The sequence below is a fragment of the Pseudomonas sp. R32 genome (genome assembly GCF_009866705.1).
In the GTDB taxonomy this organism is placed as follows: domain Bacteria; phylum Pseudomonadota; class Gammaproteobacteria; order Pseudomonadales; family Pseudomonadaceae; genus Aquipseudomonas; species Aquipseudomonas donghuensis.
Window position 1 is genome coordinate 2382090 of sequence record NZ_CP019396.1, and the last position, 17160, is coordinate 2399249.

Genomic DNA, 17160 nt, shown 5'->3' on the forward strand with positions numbered 1-17160 from the left:
AAAATAAACGGCGCCCATCATACCGGCAAGATGCGACTTTAGTCCCATGGCAGACTGGCCGCTGCGGTCCATACTCGAAGCTCGCCCTTTATTAATAACAACAAGTTCAGGGTTTTCATTCGATGACTTATCAGCACAGCTACGCCCGCTCCATCGCCGATCCAGCCAGCTTCTGGGCCGAACAGGCTGACCACCTGGCCTGGTACCGCAAGCCCCTGCACACCCTTGTTGAAAACGCCGACGGCACCCACCAGTGGTTTGCCGACGGCCGGCTCAACAGCTGCTACCTGGCCCTTGATCATCAGATCGAGCAAGGCCGTGGCGAGCAGACTGCGCTGATCTACGACTCGCCGGTGACCGGCAGCCAGCAGCAGTTCAGCTACAACCAGCTGCGCGACGAGGTGGCGCGCCTGGCCGGGCTGTTGCACAGCCTGGGTGTAGAGAAGGGCGATGGGGTGATCATCTACATGCCCATGGTGCCGCAGGCGGCCATGGCCATGCTCGCCTGCGCGCGTATCGGCGCGGTGCATTCGGTGGTATTCGGCGGCTTTGCCGCCAACGAGCTGGCCCTGCGCATCGACGATGCCCGCCCCAAGCTGCTGCTGACTGCCTCGTGCGGGCTGGAGTTCGACCGGGTCATCGAGTACAAGCCGCTGGTGGATCGTGCCTTGCAACTGGCCAAGCACCAGCCGCGTCAGGTGCTGGTGCTGCAACGTCCGCAAGCCACGGCAGCACTGGTCGAGGGCCGCGACCTGGACTGGCTCGAAGCCGTGGCCACGGCCAGCCCGGTGGCGCCGGTGGAGCTGGCCGCCGCCGACCCGCTGTACATCATGTACACCTCCGGCACCACCGGCAAACCCAAGGGGATTGTCCGGGAAAACGGCGGCAACGCCGTGGCCCTGAGCTTTGCCATGCGCCACATCTATGGCATGCAGGCGGGGGACGTGTGGTGGGGGATTTCCGATGTTGGCTGGGTAGTCGGCCATTCGCTGATCGTCTACGGGCCGTTGATGAACGGCTGTACCACGGTGTTCTACGAAGGCAAGCCGATCCGCACGCCGGACGCCGGTGCCTATTGGCGGGTGGTCGAGCAGTACCGGGTCAACGGCCTGTTCTGCGCGCCCACCGCCATGCGCGCGATCCGCAAGGAAGACCCCGACGGCGAACTGCTGCGCCGCTATGACCTGAGCTCCCTGCGGCAGTTGTTCCTGGCCGGTGAGAAGCTCGATTCCAGTACCCATCAATGGCTGGAGGCAACCAGCGGCAAGACCGTGCACGATCACTGGTGGCAGACCGAGACCGGCTGGCCGGTGACCGCGCCCTGCGTGGGCCTTGAAGGCAGTGCGGCGCGGCCGGGTTCGAGCAACCGTGCGGTGCCGGGTTATCACGTGCGGGTGCTCGACGAGGATGGCCACCTGCTGGGCGCCAACCAGCAAGGCTCGATCGTCATTGCCTTGCCGTTGCCGCCCGGTTGCAGCCAGACCTTGTGGGGCGATCACCAGCGTTACCTGGATGCCTACCTGAAGACCTACCCTGGCTATTACCACACCGGCGACGGCGGTTACCTGGATGAAGACGGTTTCGTCTACATCATGGGGCGCACCGACGACGTCATCAACGTCTCCGGCCATCGCCTGTCCACCGGCGAGATGGAAGACCTGGTCGCCCGCCACCCGGCCGTGGCCGAGTGTGCGGTGATCGGCGTGCACGACGAGATCAAGGGCCAGGTGCCGCTGGCGCTGGTGGTGCTCAAGGACGGCCAGGACATCCCGCAGGCGCAGATGCAGAGCGAACTGGTGGCCAGCGTGCGCGAGCAGATTGGCGCCCTGGCGTGCTTCAACCAGGTACGGGTGGTCAAGCGCCTGCCCAAGACCCGCTCGGGCAAGATCTTGCGCGCGGTGCTGCGCAAGATCGCCGATCAGCAGCCGTATACACCGCCCTCGACCCTGGATGATCCGGCGGTGCTGGTGGAGATCGAGGCGGTGTTGGCGAGCTTGGCGCGGGTGGGGTAGTGGCCTCATCGCTGGCAAGCCAGCTCCCACAGGTCTTGCACCAACCTTGAGAGCACTGCCAATCCTGTGGGAGCCGGCATTGCCGGCGATCGAGCGCGAAGCGCTCGTAGTTCAGGTCTCAGCAGCCAGCCTGGCGCAACTGCCCCAACCGACTACGGGTGCGGGCCAGGTCGCTGGCGCTGCCGCCGAGGCTGTCGGCCAGCGGTCGGCTACCGATCAGCACCAGGTGCTTGTCCTGGTCGTACAGCACATCCACCAGGTTGACGAAGCGCTGCTGGGCGGCGATCGAGCAGTCTTCAAGGTTTGGCAAGCGCTCGATGATCCAGTGATCAAAATGCCGGGCCAGTTCCAGGTAGTCGATCACCGCCGTGGGCTGTTCGCAGAGTTCGACAAAGTCAAAGCCCACCGTGCGCTGCTCGCTCAGGTGTGCGCGCAGCGTGCGCTTGCCTACCTCCAGCAAAACCGGCGCGTCACCCGGCTCAGGCAACTGCAAGGCCTGGCGCTGTTCGCGGCTGCCCGGCCACAGGTAATGACCCTGGGTAAAACGCTGCTGGCCAGCAGCGCTGGGCAGGCGACGAAAGTCCTGCTCGCCGCCCACTTCAAGCACGTGCATACGGCGGTTGATCAGGCCGATCACCGGCTCGAAACGTTGGTGATAGAGCGGGTTGGGCAGCAGGCCTTGCGGTGCGTGGTTGGAGGTCACCAGCAAAAATATCCGCCGCGCGAACAAGGCCTGAAACAGCCGGGTGATGAGCATGGCATCGCCAATGTCGTGCACATGGAACTCGTCGAAACACAGCACCTGGCAGTCTTCGAGCAGTTCATCCAGGGTGCAGGCCAGGGCATCGTCCTGATGGCGATGGTCAAACATGCCCTGATGCAGGCGGGCGAAGAAGTCATGAAAGTGCAGGCGGCGCTTGTGGGCCTGGGGCAGGGCCTGGAAGAAACCGTCGAGCAGCCAGCTCTTGCCGCGCCCGACCGCGCCATACAGGTACAGGCTGCGCGCCTGGCCAGTTTCAAGTTGTGCCGCCTGGGCGGCCATATGTTCGATGACGCGCAGTTGGCCGGCGCTCAGGGTGTAGCCGCAGGCTGTGGCCTGGGTGCGAAAATGCTGACGAACGGTCTCCGCCAGGGCGCGGTCATCAGCCGCGGGCGTGCTCAAGCGGCGCAAGGCGCGCAAGGGCGAACGTATCCAGGAAGGGGGCAGGGCAGGCAAACCGGGCTCCTCGGGGCGATGGGACTCAAGGGCCAGCTTGAGCGAGGGCGGCCAATTTAACCAATATGACTGAAGGCGGCCAGTGATCTCGACAGGGGATAGGTGGCGATGTCTATCGCGGGGCAAGCTCGCTCCTACAGAGAAATCTTGTACGCGGCTTATACATTTCTTTGCGAACTGGCAGGTTTTTCCTTCACTGCTACCCTCAAGGTCAGATAAATCCTGCATTGAAGGATGACACGGTGAAGGGACGCTCTTTGACAACGCTGCTCGCGTTGCTCTCAGCCAGCACGGCAGGCGCCGTCGATTTCATGGTTGAAGTCAAAGTGCAGGTGCAGCGCGGCTGTGTACTCATTCACCAGCCCCGTGATGCCGGCGCCCAGGCCCTGGGCGTGCTCGACTTCGGCCGCACCGCGCGGCTGGACGACCCGGCCGGCCCGCTCAGCAGCCAACTGGTTGCCGTGCGTGCACCACGCCTGGAATGCAACCCCGACACCGCCTATCAGGTACAGGTCGATGGCGGTCAGCACGGTGGCGTCGGCGAGGTGCGTTACCTGGCCAGCAACCAGCCGACAGCCCGACCCATCCCCTACCGTTTGTATCAGGACCCGGCCTGGCGCATGCCGCTGCCGGTCAATGTCGTCCAGCACGCCCGGGTGCCCGACTCGGGCTCGGTGGCGCTGCCGTTGTATGCGCGTATCGACCGTTTGGCCTACGTACCGGTGGTGGGGCGTTATTCGGATCTGCTCAAAGTCACCGTCACCTGGTAGCCGGGGCGGCGCTTGCTAAAGGAACTGGCAGGATGAAACGGGTATTGCTGTTGAGTGTTGGCCCACTGCTGTTGATCAGCCATGATGCCTTTGCGGCCATGAGCGGGCATATCCAGGCCCAGCTGGTGATCAGCAGCGCCTGCCAGATCAGCGCTGGCCCCGGCGCCCTGCAAACCCCGGGTGGCGGTGTGCTGGACTTTGGCCGCCAGGCCCCGAGCTGGACCAGCCCGTTGCACTCCGGCATCGAAAACAGCACCGGTGACGGCAGCCTGCACGTGCGCTGTAACCCGCAGGTACGGGCTTTCACCGTAAGCATCAACGGCGGTACCAACGGCGATGGTGCCACGCGAAGGCTGAGCAACGGCCGCGAGCTGATTCCCTATGAGCTGTCCGCCGACCCTTCAGGCCGGGCCCGTTACGCCATCGGCCAGACCCGCAATTTTTCGGTCAGCAGCGCCGCACAGATTCCGATTCCGATCTATGGTGCAGTAGTCGCCCATCCCAAGGCGCTGCCGGCCGGCATTTACCGTGACACCCTGATGGTGACCCTGGATTGGTAGCATGCAAGGAGTGACTCATGCATCTGAACCTCTCTCGCTTGATTTTCGCAGGCATAGGCCTGGCGCTCGCTGCTCAGGCCCAGGCGGCCACAGTAACCGGCAACATCACCGCCACCCTGACGCTGATCGCCAGTTGCCAGGTCAACGGTGGTGGCGGTGCCAGCGGCCTGAACTTCGGTACGCTGAACTTCGGCACCCAGGAAGCGCTGTTCACGGATGCCCCCGGGCAAGTGCTCGGCGGTGGCGGTGGCGCCATGAGCATCCTCTGCTCCAGCGGTACGGTGCCGGTGATCAAGGTGCGCGCCGGTGCTCATGACAGCCAGTCAGCCGGCGGTAGCCGGGCGCTTTACGACGGCGTCGGCAACTACGTGCCCTATGACTTCTACACCGATTCAGGGCATAGCCAACTGCTGGCTATCGACGACACCATCACGCTGCCGACCAGTACCGGTGCGGCGCAGACGGTCAACCTTTATGGCCTGGCCAAAGGCAAGGCGGGCCTGCCGGCCGGGGTGTACACCGACACGGTGGCGGTCGAGTTGAGTTTCTGAGCCGTGCACCGCGTCTTGCCGGCGCTGCTGGCCCTGGTCGCCGGCAGCCTGCCGTTGCCGTTGGCGGCGGTCACCACCAGCACCTTTCAGGTCAGTGCCACGGTGGCCTCCGGTTGCCTGGTGGTGGGCGCGGTGAGCAACTACGGCAGCCTGGATTTCGGCAGTTATTCGGCGCTGTCGACCAGCAGCGTGAGCACCGCCCTGGGCGGAACGACGGTGACCCTGCAATGCACGCCGGGGGTAAGCCTGAGCATGAGCGTCGATGCCGGATTAAACAGCGCCAGTGGCACGCGCAACCTCAAACGCAGCAGCGGTACCTCGCTGGTGGCCTATCAACTGTTTCGCGATGCCGGCTTCAGCCAGAGCCTGGGCATCAACCAGAGCGTGGCGGTGAGCTACAGCGACCCTGCGGCCATCAGCTTGCCGGTTTACGCCCGGGCCCAGTTGACCGGCACTCTGCCGGCCGGCAGCTATACCGATGTGGTGCAGGTGGTGCTGACCTTTTGAGCCGCGCCGCTGAATGACTTGGACAATAAGGAGTGTGTGCATGGGAGTAGGCGCTGGCAGTTCGCGCTTGGGTTACAACCTCTTGGCTTGCGCGGTTGCCCTGTTGGGCAGTGCACCGTTGCAGGCCGCCACTTCGGTACTGATCTGGCCGATCGATCCAGTGCTGGAGGCCAATCAGAAAGCCGGGGCGCTGTGGTTGGAAAACCGCGGCGACGCACCGGCCAACCTGCAGGTCCGGGTGTTCGCCTGGCGCCAGGGCGAGTTCGACGATCAGTACCAGGCCCAGCGCGAGATCATCGGCAGCCCGCCGGTGGCCAATATCGCCCCCGGGCAAAAGCAGTTGATCCGCCTGACCCGCACCGGCAACTCGCCGGTCGGCCAGGAGCAGGCCTACCGCATCATCATCGATGAAATTCCCCCGGCCTTGCCGGCGGTGGCCAGCGCCGACAAGGCCCAGGCCGCGATCCGCTTTCAGATGCGTTACTCGGTGCCGCTGTTTGTCTATGGCGAGGGACTGTGGGGCAAGCCGGACGCCAGCGGCCCGCGCGGCGACAGCGGGGTGGGCAAGCCGGCGCTGAGCTGGCGCCAGGTGTCGGTGCAGGGCAAGCCCTATGTGGAAATCCGCAACAGCGGGCCGGTGCACGCACGCCTGACCGATGTGGTGCTGCAGCAGGGCGGCCAGAACCGGCCGCTGGTCGAGGGCCTGCTCGGCTATGTGCTGCCCGGCGCGGTCATGCGCTGGCCGGCGCCGCAGACGATGAGCGCCGCCTCGGTGCTCAAGGGCCGGGTCAATGGCCAGGAGCCGGCACAAACCTTGAGTCAGAGCCAATGAGCCACTGCTAGCAGCAAGGGGCCAGGGAGGACCCGGTAATGGTCGGATACGGTGTGTGAGGCTCTTTTCGGCGCTGCAGGCCTGTGGCCTGACCGTGCTGGTTTGTGGCTCGCTGCTGGCCGGCGACCTGCCGCCGCCGGCCAGCCTCGAAGCGGTTGCCGATGCGCCGTTGTTCCTGGAACTGCTGGTCAACCAGATGAGCAGCCCTGAGCTGGTAGCGGTGCAGCAGCGCGCCGGGCGCCTGTACATGGCCACGGCCGATTTGCACGCGGCCGGTATCGAACTGCCTGGCGAGTACGGCGCCGAAGTGGCCCTGGACAGCATCCCCGGGCTGCATACCGACTACGACAGCCAGGGCCAGCGCCTGCTCTTGCAGGTGCCGGCCAACTGGCTGCCGACCCAGCGCATCGGCAGCCGTCAGTTGTATCCGGCCAGCGAAGCACGCAGTAGTTTCGGTGCATTGCTCAACTATGACCTGTACCTCAACGACACCGACGACGGTGGTCGCTATCTCGCGGCCTGGAACGAGCTGCGCCTGTTCGACAGCTGGGGCACGCTGTCGACCACCGGCCAGTGGCGCCAGTCCCTGGGTGGCAACGATTACGCCGCCAGCCAGGAAGGTTTTCGCCGCTACGACACCACTTGGCGCTATACCGACGAAGCGCGCCTGCTGACCCTGGAGGTCGGCGACGTGATCAGTGGCGCCTTGCCCTGGACCGGCTCGGTGCGCCTGGGCGGCCTGCAACTGTCGCGTGATTTTGCCGTACGCCCGGACCTGGTCACCTACCCGTTGCCGGCCTTTGCCGGTGAAGCGGCGGTGCCGTCCTCGGTGGACCTGTTCATCAACGGCTACAAGAGCTCCAGCGCCGAGCTGCAACCGGGCCCTTACACCCTGACCAATGTGCCGTTCATCAATGGCGCCGGTGAGGCCGTGGTGGTGACCACCGATGCCCTGGGCCGCCAGGTATCGACCACCTTGCCGTTCTATGTCACCAGCAGCTTGTTGCAGAAGGGCCTGGCGGATTTCTCGGTCGCTGCCGGTAGCCTGCGCCGGGATTACGCGATTCGCGACTTTGCCTACGGCCCGGGGGTTGCCGCCGCCAGCCTGCGCTATGGCCTGAGCGACAGCTTCACCCTCGAAAGCCACGCCGAGGCGGCCGAGTCCCTGGCCCTCGGCGGGCTGGGCGGCAACTGGCAGGTGGGCAACTGGGGCGTGGTCAACACGGCCCTGAGCCAAAGCCGTTTCGACAGCCGCAGCGGCGAGCAGCTGAGCTTCGGCTACCAGTACAACAGCCAGCGCCTGGGCTTTAACTACCAGCGCCTGCAACGGCGGGGCGACTACGCCGACCTGTCGCTGGTCGACAGCCCCTACACGCGCCTGAGCCAGCGCAGCGAGCAGGTGACCTTGAGCCTTAACCTGGAGCGGTACGGTAGCCTCGGTGCCGGCTACTTTGATGTACGTGCCGGCGACAACTCGCGGACCCGCTTGCTCAACCTCAGCTGGAGCAAGCCACTGTGGGGCAATAGCAGCCTGTACCTGTCGGCCAACCGTGAAATCGGTGACAGCCAGTGGGCGCTGCAGGCGCAACTGGTGGTCCCGTTCGACCTGCGTGGCACCCTGAGCTTCAGCGTCGAGCGCAACAAGGACGGCGAGCGCCAGCAACGGGTCAATTACAGCCGCGCGGTGCCCAGCGAAGGCGGGGTCGGTTTCAACCTCGGTTACGCCGATGGCGACCGCGAAGCCTATCGCCAGGCCGACGTCACCTGGCGTCTGCAGTCCGTGCAACTGCAGGCCGGCGCCTATGGCAGCAGCGCCAGCATGACCCGCTGGGCCGATGCCAGCGGGTCGCTGGTGTGGATGGACGCCGGGGTGTTCGCCGCCAACCGCATCGACGATGCCTTTGTGGTGGTCAGTACCGAAGGCTTTGCCGACGTACCGGTGCGTTACGAGAACCAGCTGGTCGGTCGCACCGACCGCAACGGCCACCTGCTGGTGCCCTGGAGCAGCGCCTACTACCGGGCCAAGTACGAGATCGACCCCATGGAACTGCCGGCCAATGTCCAGACCCCTGAGGTCGAGCAGCGCGTGGCCGTGCGTCGTGGCAGCGGCTACCTGCTGGAGTTCCCCCTGCAACGGGTGGTGGCGGCGAGCATCGTCCTGGTCGATGGCCACCACCAGGAACTGCCCTTGGGCAGCCAGGTGCGCCACGAGCAGAGCGGGGCGCTGGCGGTGGTCGGTTGGGACGGGCTGGTGTATCTGGAGGGGCTGGCTGCGGACAACAGCCTGCAGGTGCAGATTGCCAATGGCGGCAGTTGCCGGGTGCAGTTCACGCTGGCGCCCGAGCAGGACCAGGTGCCGCTGATCGGCCCGCTGGTGTGCCAATGAAGCGCCTGCTCGCGCTGCTGGCGTTATTGCTCAGCCAGCAGGTGCAGGCGCTGTGCTCGGTGGTCGATACCGCGCCGGCAAGCTTTGGCAGCGTCAGCTCGACCCTGGTGCGCACCACCGTACAGTCGGCTTCGACCCTCAATGCCGGGCTGCAATGCACAGGTTCCCTGGCGAGCCTGCTGGCCAGCGACGATCATTTCTATGCCACCTTCACCCCGCCTGCAGGCAGTACCGGCTTGCTGGGGCCCTCCGGCGATGTGATCACCTATACCCTGTACGCCAACAACACCAGCAACTTCCCGATCGCCCGCAGCCTGCCCTACGATTTTGCCCGCAACGGCATCATCGATGCCCTCGGCCTGCTCAACGGCACCACACCCAAGGCGGTGCCGATCTACCTCAAGAGCCTGACCGGCAGCAACGTCGCCGCCGGTTTCTATCAGGAAACCTTCTCGGTGTACTGGGACATCAGTTACTGCTGGGGCCTGGGCGTGGGCAGTATCTGCCTGGGCCGGCAAAACCTCACCGGCACCACCAACCTGACCGTGAGCCTGACCGTGACCAATGACTGCCAGATCACCAGCCCCAATATCAGCTTCGGCAGTGCGCCGGTGGTCGGCGGCTTCAGCACGGTCAACAGCAACGTCAACGTCTCCTGCACCAAGGGCAGCAACTACAGCGTGGGCCTGGACGACGGCCAGAACGTTTCCGCCGGGCGGCGGCGGATGAAATCGGCGGCCAACAATTACCTCGCCTATGACATCTTCAAGAGCGCCGGCAGCGTGCGCTGGGGCAGCGTTACCACTGCCCGTCGGGCCAGCACCGATGCCGACATCAATCCCGGCGCGGGCACCGGTACCGGCAGCCAGGTGTTCAACTACAACGCCAAGGTCTACACCGACCAGAGCACCCCCCCAGCCGGTACCTACCTGGACAACGTGATACTCGACGTGCAGTTTTGAGCCCGCGCCCCTTCAGTCAGCCACCAGTAACCCAGGGCCAGGGCGTTGAGCAGGGCGCCGTAGGCACACACCCACAGCCAGCCGCCCCAGGCGTAGACCAGGGTCGAGGTCAGCGCGCCGAAGGCACTGCCCACTGAATAGAACAGCATGTAGGCGGCAGTCAGGCGGCTGTGGGTGGCTTCGGGCAAGCGGTAGATCAGGCTCTGGCTGGCGACGTGCACGGCCTGCAGGCCCAGGTCGAACAGCACCACGCCGAGCAGCAGCGCCCACAATGAGTAGCCGGTCAGGGCGATGGCCGCCCAGGACGCCAGCATCAACAGCAACGAGCCGCCACTGACCCATTGGCCCAGGCCACGATCCACCAGCGCTCCGGCCCGTGCCGCGGCCAGTGCGCCGGCCGCTCCAGCCAGGCCGAACAGGCCGACTTCACTGGTCGATAACGACAGTGGCGGGGCGCTCAAGGGCAGCACCAGTGGCGTCCACAAGACCATCGCCGAGGCGAAGCTGAGCAGGGCCAGCAGCGAGCGTCGGCGCAGCAGCGGCTCATCGCGCAACAGCAGCGCCAATGAGCGGATCAGTTCGCTGTAGCGGGTGGGCGCCTGCGCCGGTTCCTGGCGCGGCAGCACGCGCCAGAGCAACGCGGCGATCACCAGCGTCAGGGCCGCCGACAGCCAGTAGATCGAGCGCCAGCCGGCCAGGTCGGCCATGGCCCCGGACAAGGTGCGGGCGAGGAGGATGCCGATCACGATACCGCTGGTGATCACCCCCACCACCTGGCCGCGTTCGCTGGCCGCCGACAGCGTGGCGGCATAGGCCACCAACACTTGCGTGACCACTGCCAGCAAGCCGCTCAAGCCCATGCCGAGCAGCAGCCAGGGGGTACTCGGTGCCCAGGCAATCAGCAGCAAGGCCAGGGCCGACAGCAGTGACTGGCCGACAATCAGCCGCCGCCGGTTGAGACGATCGCCCAGCGGCACCAGCAGCAACAGGCCCAGGCCATAGCCGACCTGGGTCAGGGTCACCACCAGGCCGACCAGGCCCGGGTCGATGGCAAATTCCCGGGCCATGGCTTCCAGCAAGGGTTGCGCGTAATAGACATTGCCCACCGCCAAAGCGCAGGCCACGGAAAACAGCAAGACGACGGCGGACGACAATCGATGTGCGGGCTGCATGGGGTTCAATCCTTCTGGTTGCATAATGAAACCAGTTGTACGCTAGATAAACTGGTTTTATATTGCAACCACTTTCATTGGCGAGATTTCCCATGGTCCAACGCACCCGCCTGCAAGACGCCGAATGCCCGGTGGCCCGTTCCCTCGACGCCATTGGTGACTGGTGGTCGCTGCTGATCGTGCGTGATGCCTTCGATGGCTTGAAGCGCTTCAGTGAGTTCCAGCGCAACCTCGGCCTGGCCAAGAACATCCTCAGCACCCGTCTGCGCCAGTTGGTCGAGCACCAGATCTTCGAACTGGTGCCGGTGTCCGAGGGCAGTGCCTATCAGGAATACGTGCTCACCGAAAAGGGCCTGGGCCTGTTCCCCTTGATCGTCGGCTTGCGCCAGTGGGGCGAGGCGTTCTACTTCGCTGCGGGTGAAGCCCATTCGCAACTGGTCGACCGGCAACACGGCCAACCGGTCAAGGCCCTGGAACTGCGTGCGGCCGACGGCCGCCTGCTCGGCCCGCACGACTGTGTACGGCTGCCGGCCAGGGGCTGAACCTGGCAGCCAGCTACAACCGTCACGGCAGCCACGGGCAAGACGGCCATTGCCTCAACGCGCAGAGTAGGACCACTGTCATCCTTCTGCTCGAGGTCTTTTGCCATGTCGCTCAACGACACGCTCAGTGCGCACCTGAATCGCGGCACGGTCGGCTTTCCCACCGCCCTTGCCAGTACCATCGGCCTGATCATGGCAAGCCCGGTGATCCTCACTGCAACCATGGGCTTCGGCATTGGCGGCAGTGCCTTCGCCGTGGCCATGCTGATTGCCGTGGTGATGATGCTGGCGCAGGCGACCACCTTTGCCGAGGCGGCGTCGATCCTGCCGACCACCGGTGCGGTGTACGACTACATCAACTGCGGCATGGGCCGCTTCTTCGCCATCACCGGCACGCTGTCGGCCTACCTGATCGTCCACGTCTTTGCCGGCACCGCCGAGACCATGCTGGCCGGGGTCATGGCCCTGGTGAACTTCGAGCACCTCAACACCCTGGCTGAATCGGCCGGTGGTTCGTGGCTGTTGGGTGTGGGGTTCGTGATCATCTTCGCCATCCTCAATGCCTTCGGCGTCAGTGCGTTCGGCAAGGCCGAGATCATCCTCACCTTCGGCATGTGGACCACCCTGATGGTCTTTGGCGTGCTCGGCCTGGTGGCCGCGCCAGCCGTGGAGCTGGAGGGCTGGTTCGGGGTGTCGCTGGTGGGCACCGACCTGGTGACCATCCTCTCGCTGGTGGGCATGGCGATGTTCATGTTCGTCGGCTGCGAGTTCGTCACGCCGCTGGCCCCGGACCTGCGCCAGTCGGCGCGGAGCATGCCGCGAGCCATGGCCCTGGGCCTGCTCGGGGTGGCGGCGTGCATGTTCATCTACGGCGCGGCGATGAAGCGCCAGGTCGAGAACCTGTTGCTCGATGCCGCCAGCGGCGTGCACCTGCTGGATACGCCCATGGCCATCCCGCGGTTTGCCGAACAGGTGATGGGCGATATCGGCCCGCTGTGGCTGGGTATCGGCTTTCTGTTCGCCGGTGCTGCGACCATCAACACGCTGATGGCCGGGGTACCGCGGATTCTCTACGGCATGGCCGTCGATGGCGCCTTGCCCAAGGTCTTCACCTACCTGCACCCGCGCTTTAAAACGCCGCTGCTGTGCATCCTCGTCGCCGCCTTGATTCCATGCCTGCATGCCCTGTGGCTGGGTGGCAACACCGACCGCATCATGCACCTGGTGCTGGCGGCGGTGTGTGCCTGGAGTACCGCGTATTTGCTGGTGACCCTGTCGGTGGTGATCCTGCGCATCCGCCGCCCGGACCTGCCACGGGCCTACCGCTCACCGCTGTTCCCGCTGCCGCAGATCCTGTCGAGCGTGGGGATTGTCCTGGGCATGTGGTTCATCACCCCGCCAGGCATGGACCCGGCCGACATCTACGTGCCCTTCGGCCTGATGCTGGCCGGTACGGCGGTGTACGCGCTGTTCTGGACGCTGGTGGTACAGAAGGTCAATCCGTTCAAGCCGGCCTCGGTGGAAGAGGTGCTGGCGCGGGAATTCGCTCATCAACCGGGGACTGCACATGGCCATTACCCTGCGTCATCTGTGGCAAAGGCTGTCTGAACGGGCGCCGGCCGGCTATCGGCCGGGGCTGACCCTTGAGCGGGTGCGGCGCAACCTGGGCCTGGAGCGCTTTGAGGTCGTCGCCCCCGGCCTGGGCCGCTTCGACTGGGCCGGGCAGGCGGTGCAGGTGCGCGAGCGCTGTGAAGCGCAATTGCTCATGCACCTGGTGCTGACCGAGTTCAGCCTGACCCTGCCTGCCACCGGCCAGGGCAATGCCCGCCTGGTGCTGCACCACCGCGGGTCACTGCGGCGCACCGGGCTGCAGGTTCGCCTGCGCAAGGGCGAGCTGGCATTGCAGGCTGAACTGCAACGCCGCCTGCAGGCAGATAGCGCATTGCTGCAAGCGTTGATGCCGCTGGACTTCAAGCGCCTGTTGCTGCAACGGTGCGACGGCCAGTGGACCCTGAGCCTCGAACACATCGGTGCCAGCGAGGTGGTCAACCGCCTGCCGGCCTTTCGTCGCTACATTCGCCTGAGCCCCGAGCAACGCCAGCACCTGCTGGCCGCGCTGCAAGGCTTGCCGGCGCTAGTGGCCGGGCTCTGACCCGGCCACCTGGCATCAAACCTGCTTTCACCCTGGCTGCTTGACGCAAGTTGCGCGCACATAGATAACATGTTAACTATTGCCCAACAAAAACAAGATGCCACTGTGGAGGTACCCATGAGTATCCATCACGCCAGCAGCCCTGCGCTGGAACGCTGGAACGCAACGATGCAGAACATCTGCGGGGTGTACGAGACGGAACTGGCGTTCAACCCCTCGCTGTTCATCGGCGAGATTTCCACCTGGTCGCGCGGCGGCCTGGCCCTGGCCAACCTGCGCACCAATGCCGGGCTGATCCGCCGCAAGGGCCTGAACAGCGACCGCGACAACGACCAGCACTGCTTTCTGGTCAGCCAGCGCACCGGCTTTTCGCAGATCACCCAGAACGGCCTCAGCATCCAGCTGGCACCGGGCGAAATGCTTCTGATGGACGCTGCCGGCGCTTGCGAAATCATGCCCTTCGGCCTGATCGAACACGCCTCGCTGTCACTGTCGCGGGCCGAGGTGTGCAAGCAACTGGGCAGCGACAGCCGCACCTTTGGCAAGATCTCCCAGACCCGTGCCTGCGGGCGCATGCTGCACCTGTTGATGGACCAGCTATGCAAGGAGCAAAGCGCCGGCGAAGACGAGCAGGGCGAGGGCCAGGCGCTGCACAGTGCCTTCCTGTCGTTGCTCGGTTCGGCCCTTGAGGGCAGCGACGATCCGGCGGCCCTGCCGGCCTCGTTGCAGGGCTCCAATTTGCGCAGCTATGTGCAAAAAATCATCGATGACTCCCTGGGGCAGGCCAACCTGACCCCGGTCAACCTCGCCAACCGCCTGAACATTTCCGTGCGCCACCTTTACCGCCTGTTCGAAGAGCAGGGTGACAGCGTCTGCCGTTACATCCAGCGCGCGCGCCTCAAGCGCAGCGCCGCCGACCTGGCCAACCCGGTGCTCAAGCGCGAGTCGATCACCACCATCGCCTACAAATGGGGCTTCACCGACTCGGCGCATTTCAGCCGTTCGTTCAAGAAGCAGTTCGAGCAGTCGCCCAAGGACTACCGCGCCAGCAGCCTGGCCTGATCGTCGTTTCAACTGTGCTGACTTGACCGCAGGATGCGGTCTGTATAGGCTCGCTCGGGCTGGCTACCTACCGATAGGTAGGTTTAATGGTAAACACCAGCCAGTTGCCGTTTTTATCTGGAATCGAGCCTATGCACAGTACAGCCCCCACGCCGACCGCCCAGGTCGGCTTCGCCATTTCCCTGGCCCTGATCGGCGCCCTCGGGCCCTCGGCGGTCGACATGTACCTGGCAAGCATGCCGAGCATTGCCAGCGAGTTCGCCACCTCCTATGCCGGGGTGCAACTGACCCTGACCGTGTTCCTCCTGGCCATGGGTGCCGGGCAGTTGTTGTTCGGCCCGCTGGTCGATACCCTCGGCCGGCGCCGGCCATTGCTCGCCGGTTTGCTGGTGTTCGTCTGCAGCTCCCTGGCCGCTGCCGCCGCGCCAGACCTCAACAGCCTGCTGCTGGCGCGCTTCATCCAGGGCCTGGGCAGTGCCCTGACCCTGGTGGTGATCATGAGCATGGTTCGCGATGTCGCCGAAGGCGCAAGGGCGGCGCAGATCTTCGCCTTGCTGATGACCATCGAGGGCCTGGCACCGGTGATCGCCCCGGCGCTGGGCGGCTTTGTCGGTGCGCACTTTGGCTGGCGGACGATCATGCTGGTGCTGGCGGTATTGGCGGTGCTGGTACTGATCAACTCGGCCGTGATGCTCAAGGAGACCTTGCCCGAGGACCAGCGCATGGCCTGGCAGCCCCGGGGATTCCTGCGTACCTATGGGCGTATCGCCTGCGACCGCCAGTTCCTGCGCCCGGCCCTGGCCTTGTCGGCGGTGTTCTTCTTTCTGTTTGCCTACATCGGCGGTGCGGCCTTGGTTTACCAGGAGCATTTCGGGCTGTCGGTGGAAGCCTTCGGCACACTGTTCGGGGCCACCGGCGTGGCCATTTTGCTCGGTGCCGTCAGCGCCGGCCGCCTGGTGGCGCGCAAGGGCCTGGTGCGTCTGGCCCGCTGGGGCGCGGCGTGCATGTTGGTCGGTGCCGTGCTGGTGCTGGCTGGCGCACTGAGTGCGGCGGGGCTGGTGGGTATCGTTGCCGGCATGGCCGTGGCCATGTTCGGCCTGGGCATGGCCGAGGCGACCCTGATGTCGCTGGTGATGGCGTCGCAGAGCAAGGCCCTGGGCTCGACCGCCGCCTTGCTCGGCGCCTTCCAGTTGATCATTTCGTCGTTCGCCACGCCATTGTCGGGCATCATGGCGCCTTTGGGTGCGGCGCACTGGGCGCTGTTGCTTGGCGTCTCGGCGGTGTGCATCGCGCTGCTGGTGCACATCAGCACCCGCCATGCCGAGCCGCACCTGCACAGCCTGGCTGGGCATTGATCCGTATTTGTTGTGGGAGACACCGCTATGAGAAGCCTGACGCCGTCGGCGGAAAAAATCTGCGCGATTGCCGTCGAGCAGTTTGCCGAACTGGGTTATGACGCCTCGTCGCTGAACGATATCGCCGCCGCTGCAGGCATGCGCAAGCCGTCGTTGTATGCGCATTTCGCCGGCAAGGATGACCTGTTCCAGGTGGTCTATGCACGGGCCCTGCACGCCGAGCATGAGTACCTGGAGGCCTGCTTTGCCGAGAAGGTGACGGCCGGGGAATTGCCGGGGCAGCGCTTTGCCGAGCGTTTGAACCAACGTTACCAGGCGTCGGCGCACTTGCGCTTCATGCTGCGCACGGCGTTCTTTCCACCGAGTGAATTGCGGCCGGTGATCTGCGCCGGGTTCGAGGCGTACCTGGCGCGTTTGGGCGAGTTGTTCACCCAGGCATTGCGCCGCTATGCGTCAGCGCTGGATGAGCAGCAGCAACGCTTGTATGGCGATGCCTACCTGGGGATTGTCGACAGTTTGAATGTCGAATTGATCTATGCGGGGGCGGGGGCGTTCGAGCGGCGCTTGGCGGCATTGTGGCGCTTGTTTGGGGAATCGTTGGCCAGGCTTTAGGGCCTCATCGCTGGCAAGCCAGCTCCCACAGGTTCGGTGCATGCAGTCCTTGTGGGCGCTGGCTTGCCGGCGATGCTTTTTGTCAGGCTACTGCAAAGTAATGCTTCACAAAGCTCTCGCTGAGAATCTCCCACAACACCGGCGTGCCCTTGGTCACGAACCAGCTGTCACCCTGGTTGTAGGTGCGGCTGACGCCGCTCGCTTCGTCGGTCAAGCGCACTTGGCCGGTGACCACCACGGCCTGTTCATTGAACGGGTAGACCATGCGGAATTTGCCCGTGGTGGTGCCAAAATAGGCGCTGCTGACCGGGTCGGTGGGGGCGCCGAAGGTCATTTTGCCGAAGGCGCGCACTTCGCCTTCGAGTATCTCAGAGCCCAGGTCGGCAACGGTGCCCCAGGCGTCGAGTTCGCTGAGCTGGAGGTTCTGTTTAACGGCAGTCAGGGTCATGGCAGTGTTCCTTGAGGGTTG

General features: G+C 64.9%; 17 protein-coding genes. 14 read left to right on the plus strand and 3 right to left on the minus strand.

All coding sequences use genetic code 11. The features are described 5' to 3' along the window. The first annotated feature begins 122 nt into the window (after positions 1 to 122). Positions 123 to 2012, plus strand: coding sequence for a propionyl-CoA synthetase (locus PspR32_RS11065; RefSeq protein ID WP_159388474.1), 1890 nt, complete (start codon positions 123 to 125; stop codon positions 2010 to 2012). A 118-nt stretch (positions 2013 to 2130) separates the two neighbouring features. Here PspR32_RS11065 and zapE read toward each other — a convergent pair whose 3' ends face one another. Then, a complete protein-coding gene (gene zapE, locus PspR32_RS11070) occupies positions 2131 to 3228 on the minus strand; it encodes a cell division protein ZapE (protein ID WP_026001230.1) in 1098 nt (365 codons plus the stop codon). Between the two features lie 242 nt (positions 3229 to 3470). On the opposite strand from zapE, the gene PspR32_RS11075 reads away from it, so the two are divergent. The 7 genes from PspR32_RS11075 to PspR32_RS11105 all read left to right on the plus strand — a co-directional run bounded on the left by PspR32_RS11075 (position 3471) and on the right by PspR32_RS11105 (position 9796). Continuing rightward, positions 3471 to 3998: a Csu type fimbrial protein gene (locus tag PspR32_RS11075; protein ID WP_026001231.1), complete on the plus strand. Its 528-nt coding sequence runs from the start codon at positions 3471 to 3473 to the stop codon at positions 3996 to 3998. Positions 3999 to 4030: 32 nt separating this feature from the next. Continuing rightward, on the plus strand, positions 4031 to 4558 hold the full coding sequence (locus PspR32_RS11080) for a Csu type fimbrial protein (RefSeq protein WP_036995994.1): 528 nt from the start codon (positions 4031 to 4033) through the stop codon (positions 4556 to 4558). Between the two features lie 17 nt (positions 4559 to 4575). Next, on the plus strand, positions 4576 to 5109 hold the full coding sequence (locus PspR32_RS11085; RefSeq protein WP_010221823.1) for a Csu type fimbrial protein: 534 nt from the start codon (positions 4576 to 4578) through the stop codon (positions 5107 to 5109). 3 nt (positions 5110 to 5112) lie between these two features. After that, complete coding sequence (locus PspR32_RS11090; protein ID WP_051636784.1) at positions 5113 to 5616, plus strand: Csu type fimbrial protein; 504 nt, start codon at positions 5113 to 5115, stop codon at positions 5614 to 5616. Between the two features lie 40 nt (positions 5617 to 5656). Continuing rightward, entirely contained in the window at positions 5657 to 6448 is a 792-nt protein-coding gene (locus PspR32_RS11095; protein ID WP_159388476.1) for a fimbrial biogenesis chaperone, read from the plus strand. Positions 6449 to 6521: 73 nt separating this feature from the next. Then, positions 6522 to 8834 carry a fimbria/pilus outer membrane usher protein gene (locus tag PspR32_RS11100; protein ID WP_232531881.1) on the plus strand — a complete coding sequence of 771 codons (2313 nt, stop codon included), beginning with the start codon at positions 6522 to 6524 and terminating at the stop codon, positions 8832 to 8834. Next, a complete protein-coding gene (locus tag PspR32_RS11105; protein WP_036995990.1) occupies positions 8831 to 9796 on the plus strand; it encodes a Csu type fimbrial protein in 966 nt (321 codons plus the stop codon). The genes PspR32_RS11100 and PspR32_RS11105 overlap by 4 nt, the downstream gene beginning before the upstream one ends. Here the strand turns inward: PspR32_RS11105 and PspR32_RS11110 are convergent. Then, positions 9760 to 10968: an MFS transporter gene (locus PspR32_RS11110; protein WP_036995989.1), complete on the minus strand. Its 1209-nt coding sequence runs from the start codon at positions 10966 to 10968 to the stop codon at positions 9760 to 9762. The two genes, PspR32_RS11105 and PspR32_RS11110, sit on opposite strands and share 37 nt — an antisense overlap. A gap of 92 nt (positions 10969 to 11060) precedes the next feature. Between PspR32_RS11110 and PspR32_RS11115 the strand changes: the two genes are divergently transcribed. From PspR32_RS11115 to PspR32_RS11140, 6 genes are all read left to right on the plus strand, one after another. After that, positions 11061 to 11510, plus strand: a complete 450-nt coding sequence (locus tag PspR32_RS11115) for a winged helix-turn-helix transcriptional regulator (RefSeq protein WP_010221831.1) — start codon at positions 11061 to 11063, stop codon at positions 11508 to 11510. Between the two features lie 105 nt (positions 11511 to 11615). Next, a complete protein-coding gene (locus PspR32_RS11120; RefSeq protein ID WP_010221832.1) occupies positions 11616 to 13118 on the plus strand; it encodes an APC family permease in 1503 nt (500 codons plus the stop codon). Continuing rightward, positions 13078 to 13662, plus strand: coding sequence for a DUF3156 family protein (locus PspR32_RS11125; RefSeq protein WP_010221833.1), 585 nt, complete (start codon positions 13078 to 13080; stop codon positions 13660 to 13662). Before PspR32_RS11120 ends, PspR32_RS11125 begins: the two co-directional genes overlap by 41 nt. A 117-nt stretch (positions 13663 to 13779) precedes the next feature. Then, the gene (gene feaR, locus PspR32_RS11130) at positions 13780 to 14724 is read left to right on the plus strand and encodes a transcriptional regulator FeaR (RefSeq protein WP_159388478.1); all 945 of its coding nucleotides are present in this window, start codon (positions 13780 to 13782) and stop codon (positions 14722 to 14724) included. Positions 14725 to 14855: 131 nt separating this feature from the next. Then, positions 14856 to 16079 (plus strand): multidrug effflux MFS transporter, encoded by a 1224-nt coding sequence (locus tag PspR32_RS11135; RefSeq protein WP_159388479.1) that lies wholly within the window; start codon positions 14856 to 14858, stop codon positions 16077 to 16079. A 27-nt stretch (positions 16080 to 16106) separates the two neighbouring features. Then, on the plus strand, positions 16107 to 16691 hold the full coding sequence (locus tag PspR32_RS11140) for a TetR/AcrR family transcriptional regulator (RefSeq protein WP_159388480.1): 585 nt from the start codon (positions 16107 to 16109) through the stop codon (positions 16689 to 16691). Positions 16692 to 16773: 82 nt separating this feature from the next. On the opposite strand, the gene PspR32_RS11145 is transcribed toward PspR32_RS11140, so the two are convergent. After that, on the minus strand, positions 16774 to 17139 hold the full coding sequence (locus PspR32_RS11145; protein WP_010221837.1) for a cupin domain-containing protein: 366 nt from the start codon (positions 17137 to 17139) through the stop codon (positions 16774 to 16776). Between the last annotated feature and the right edge of the window lie 21 nt (positions 17140 to 17160).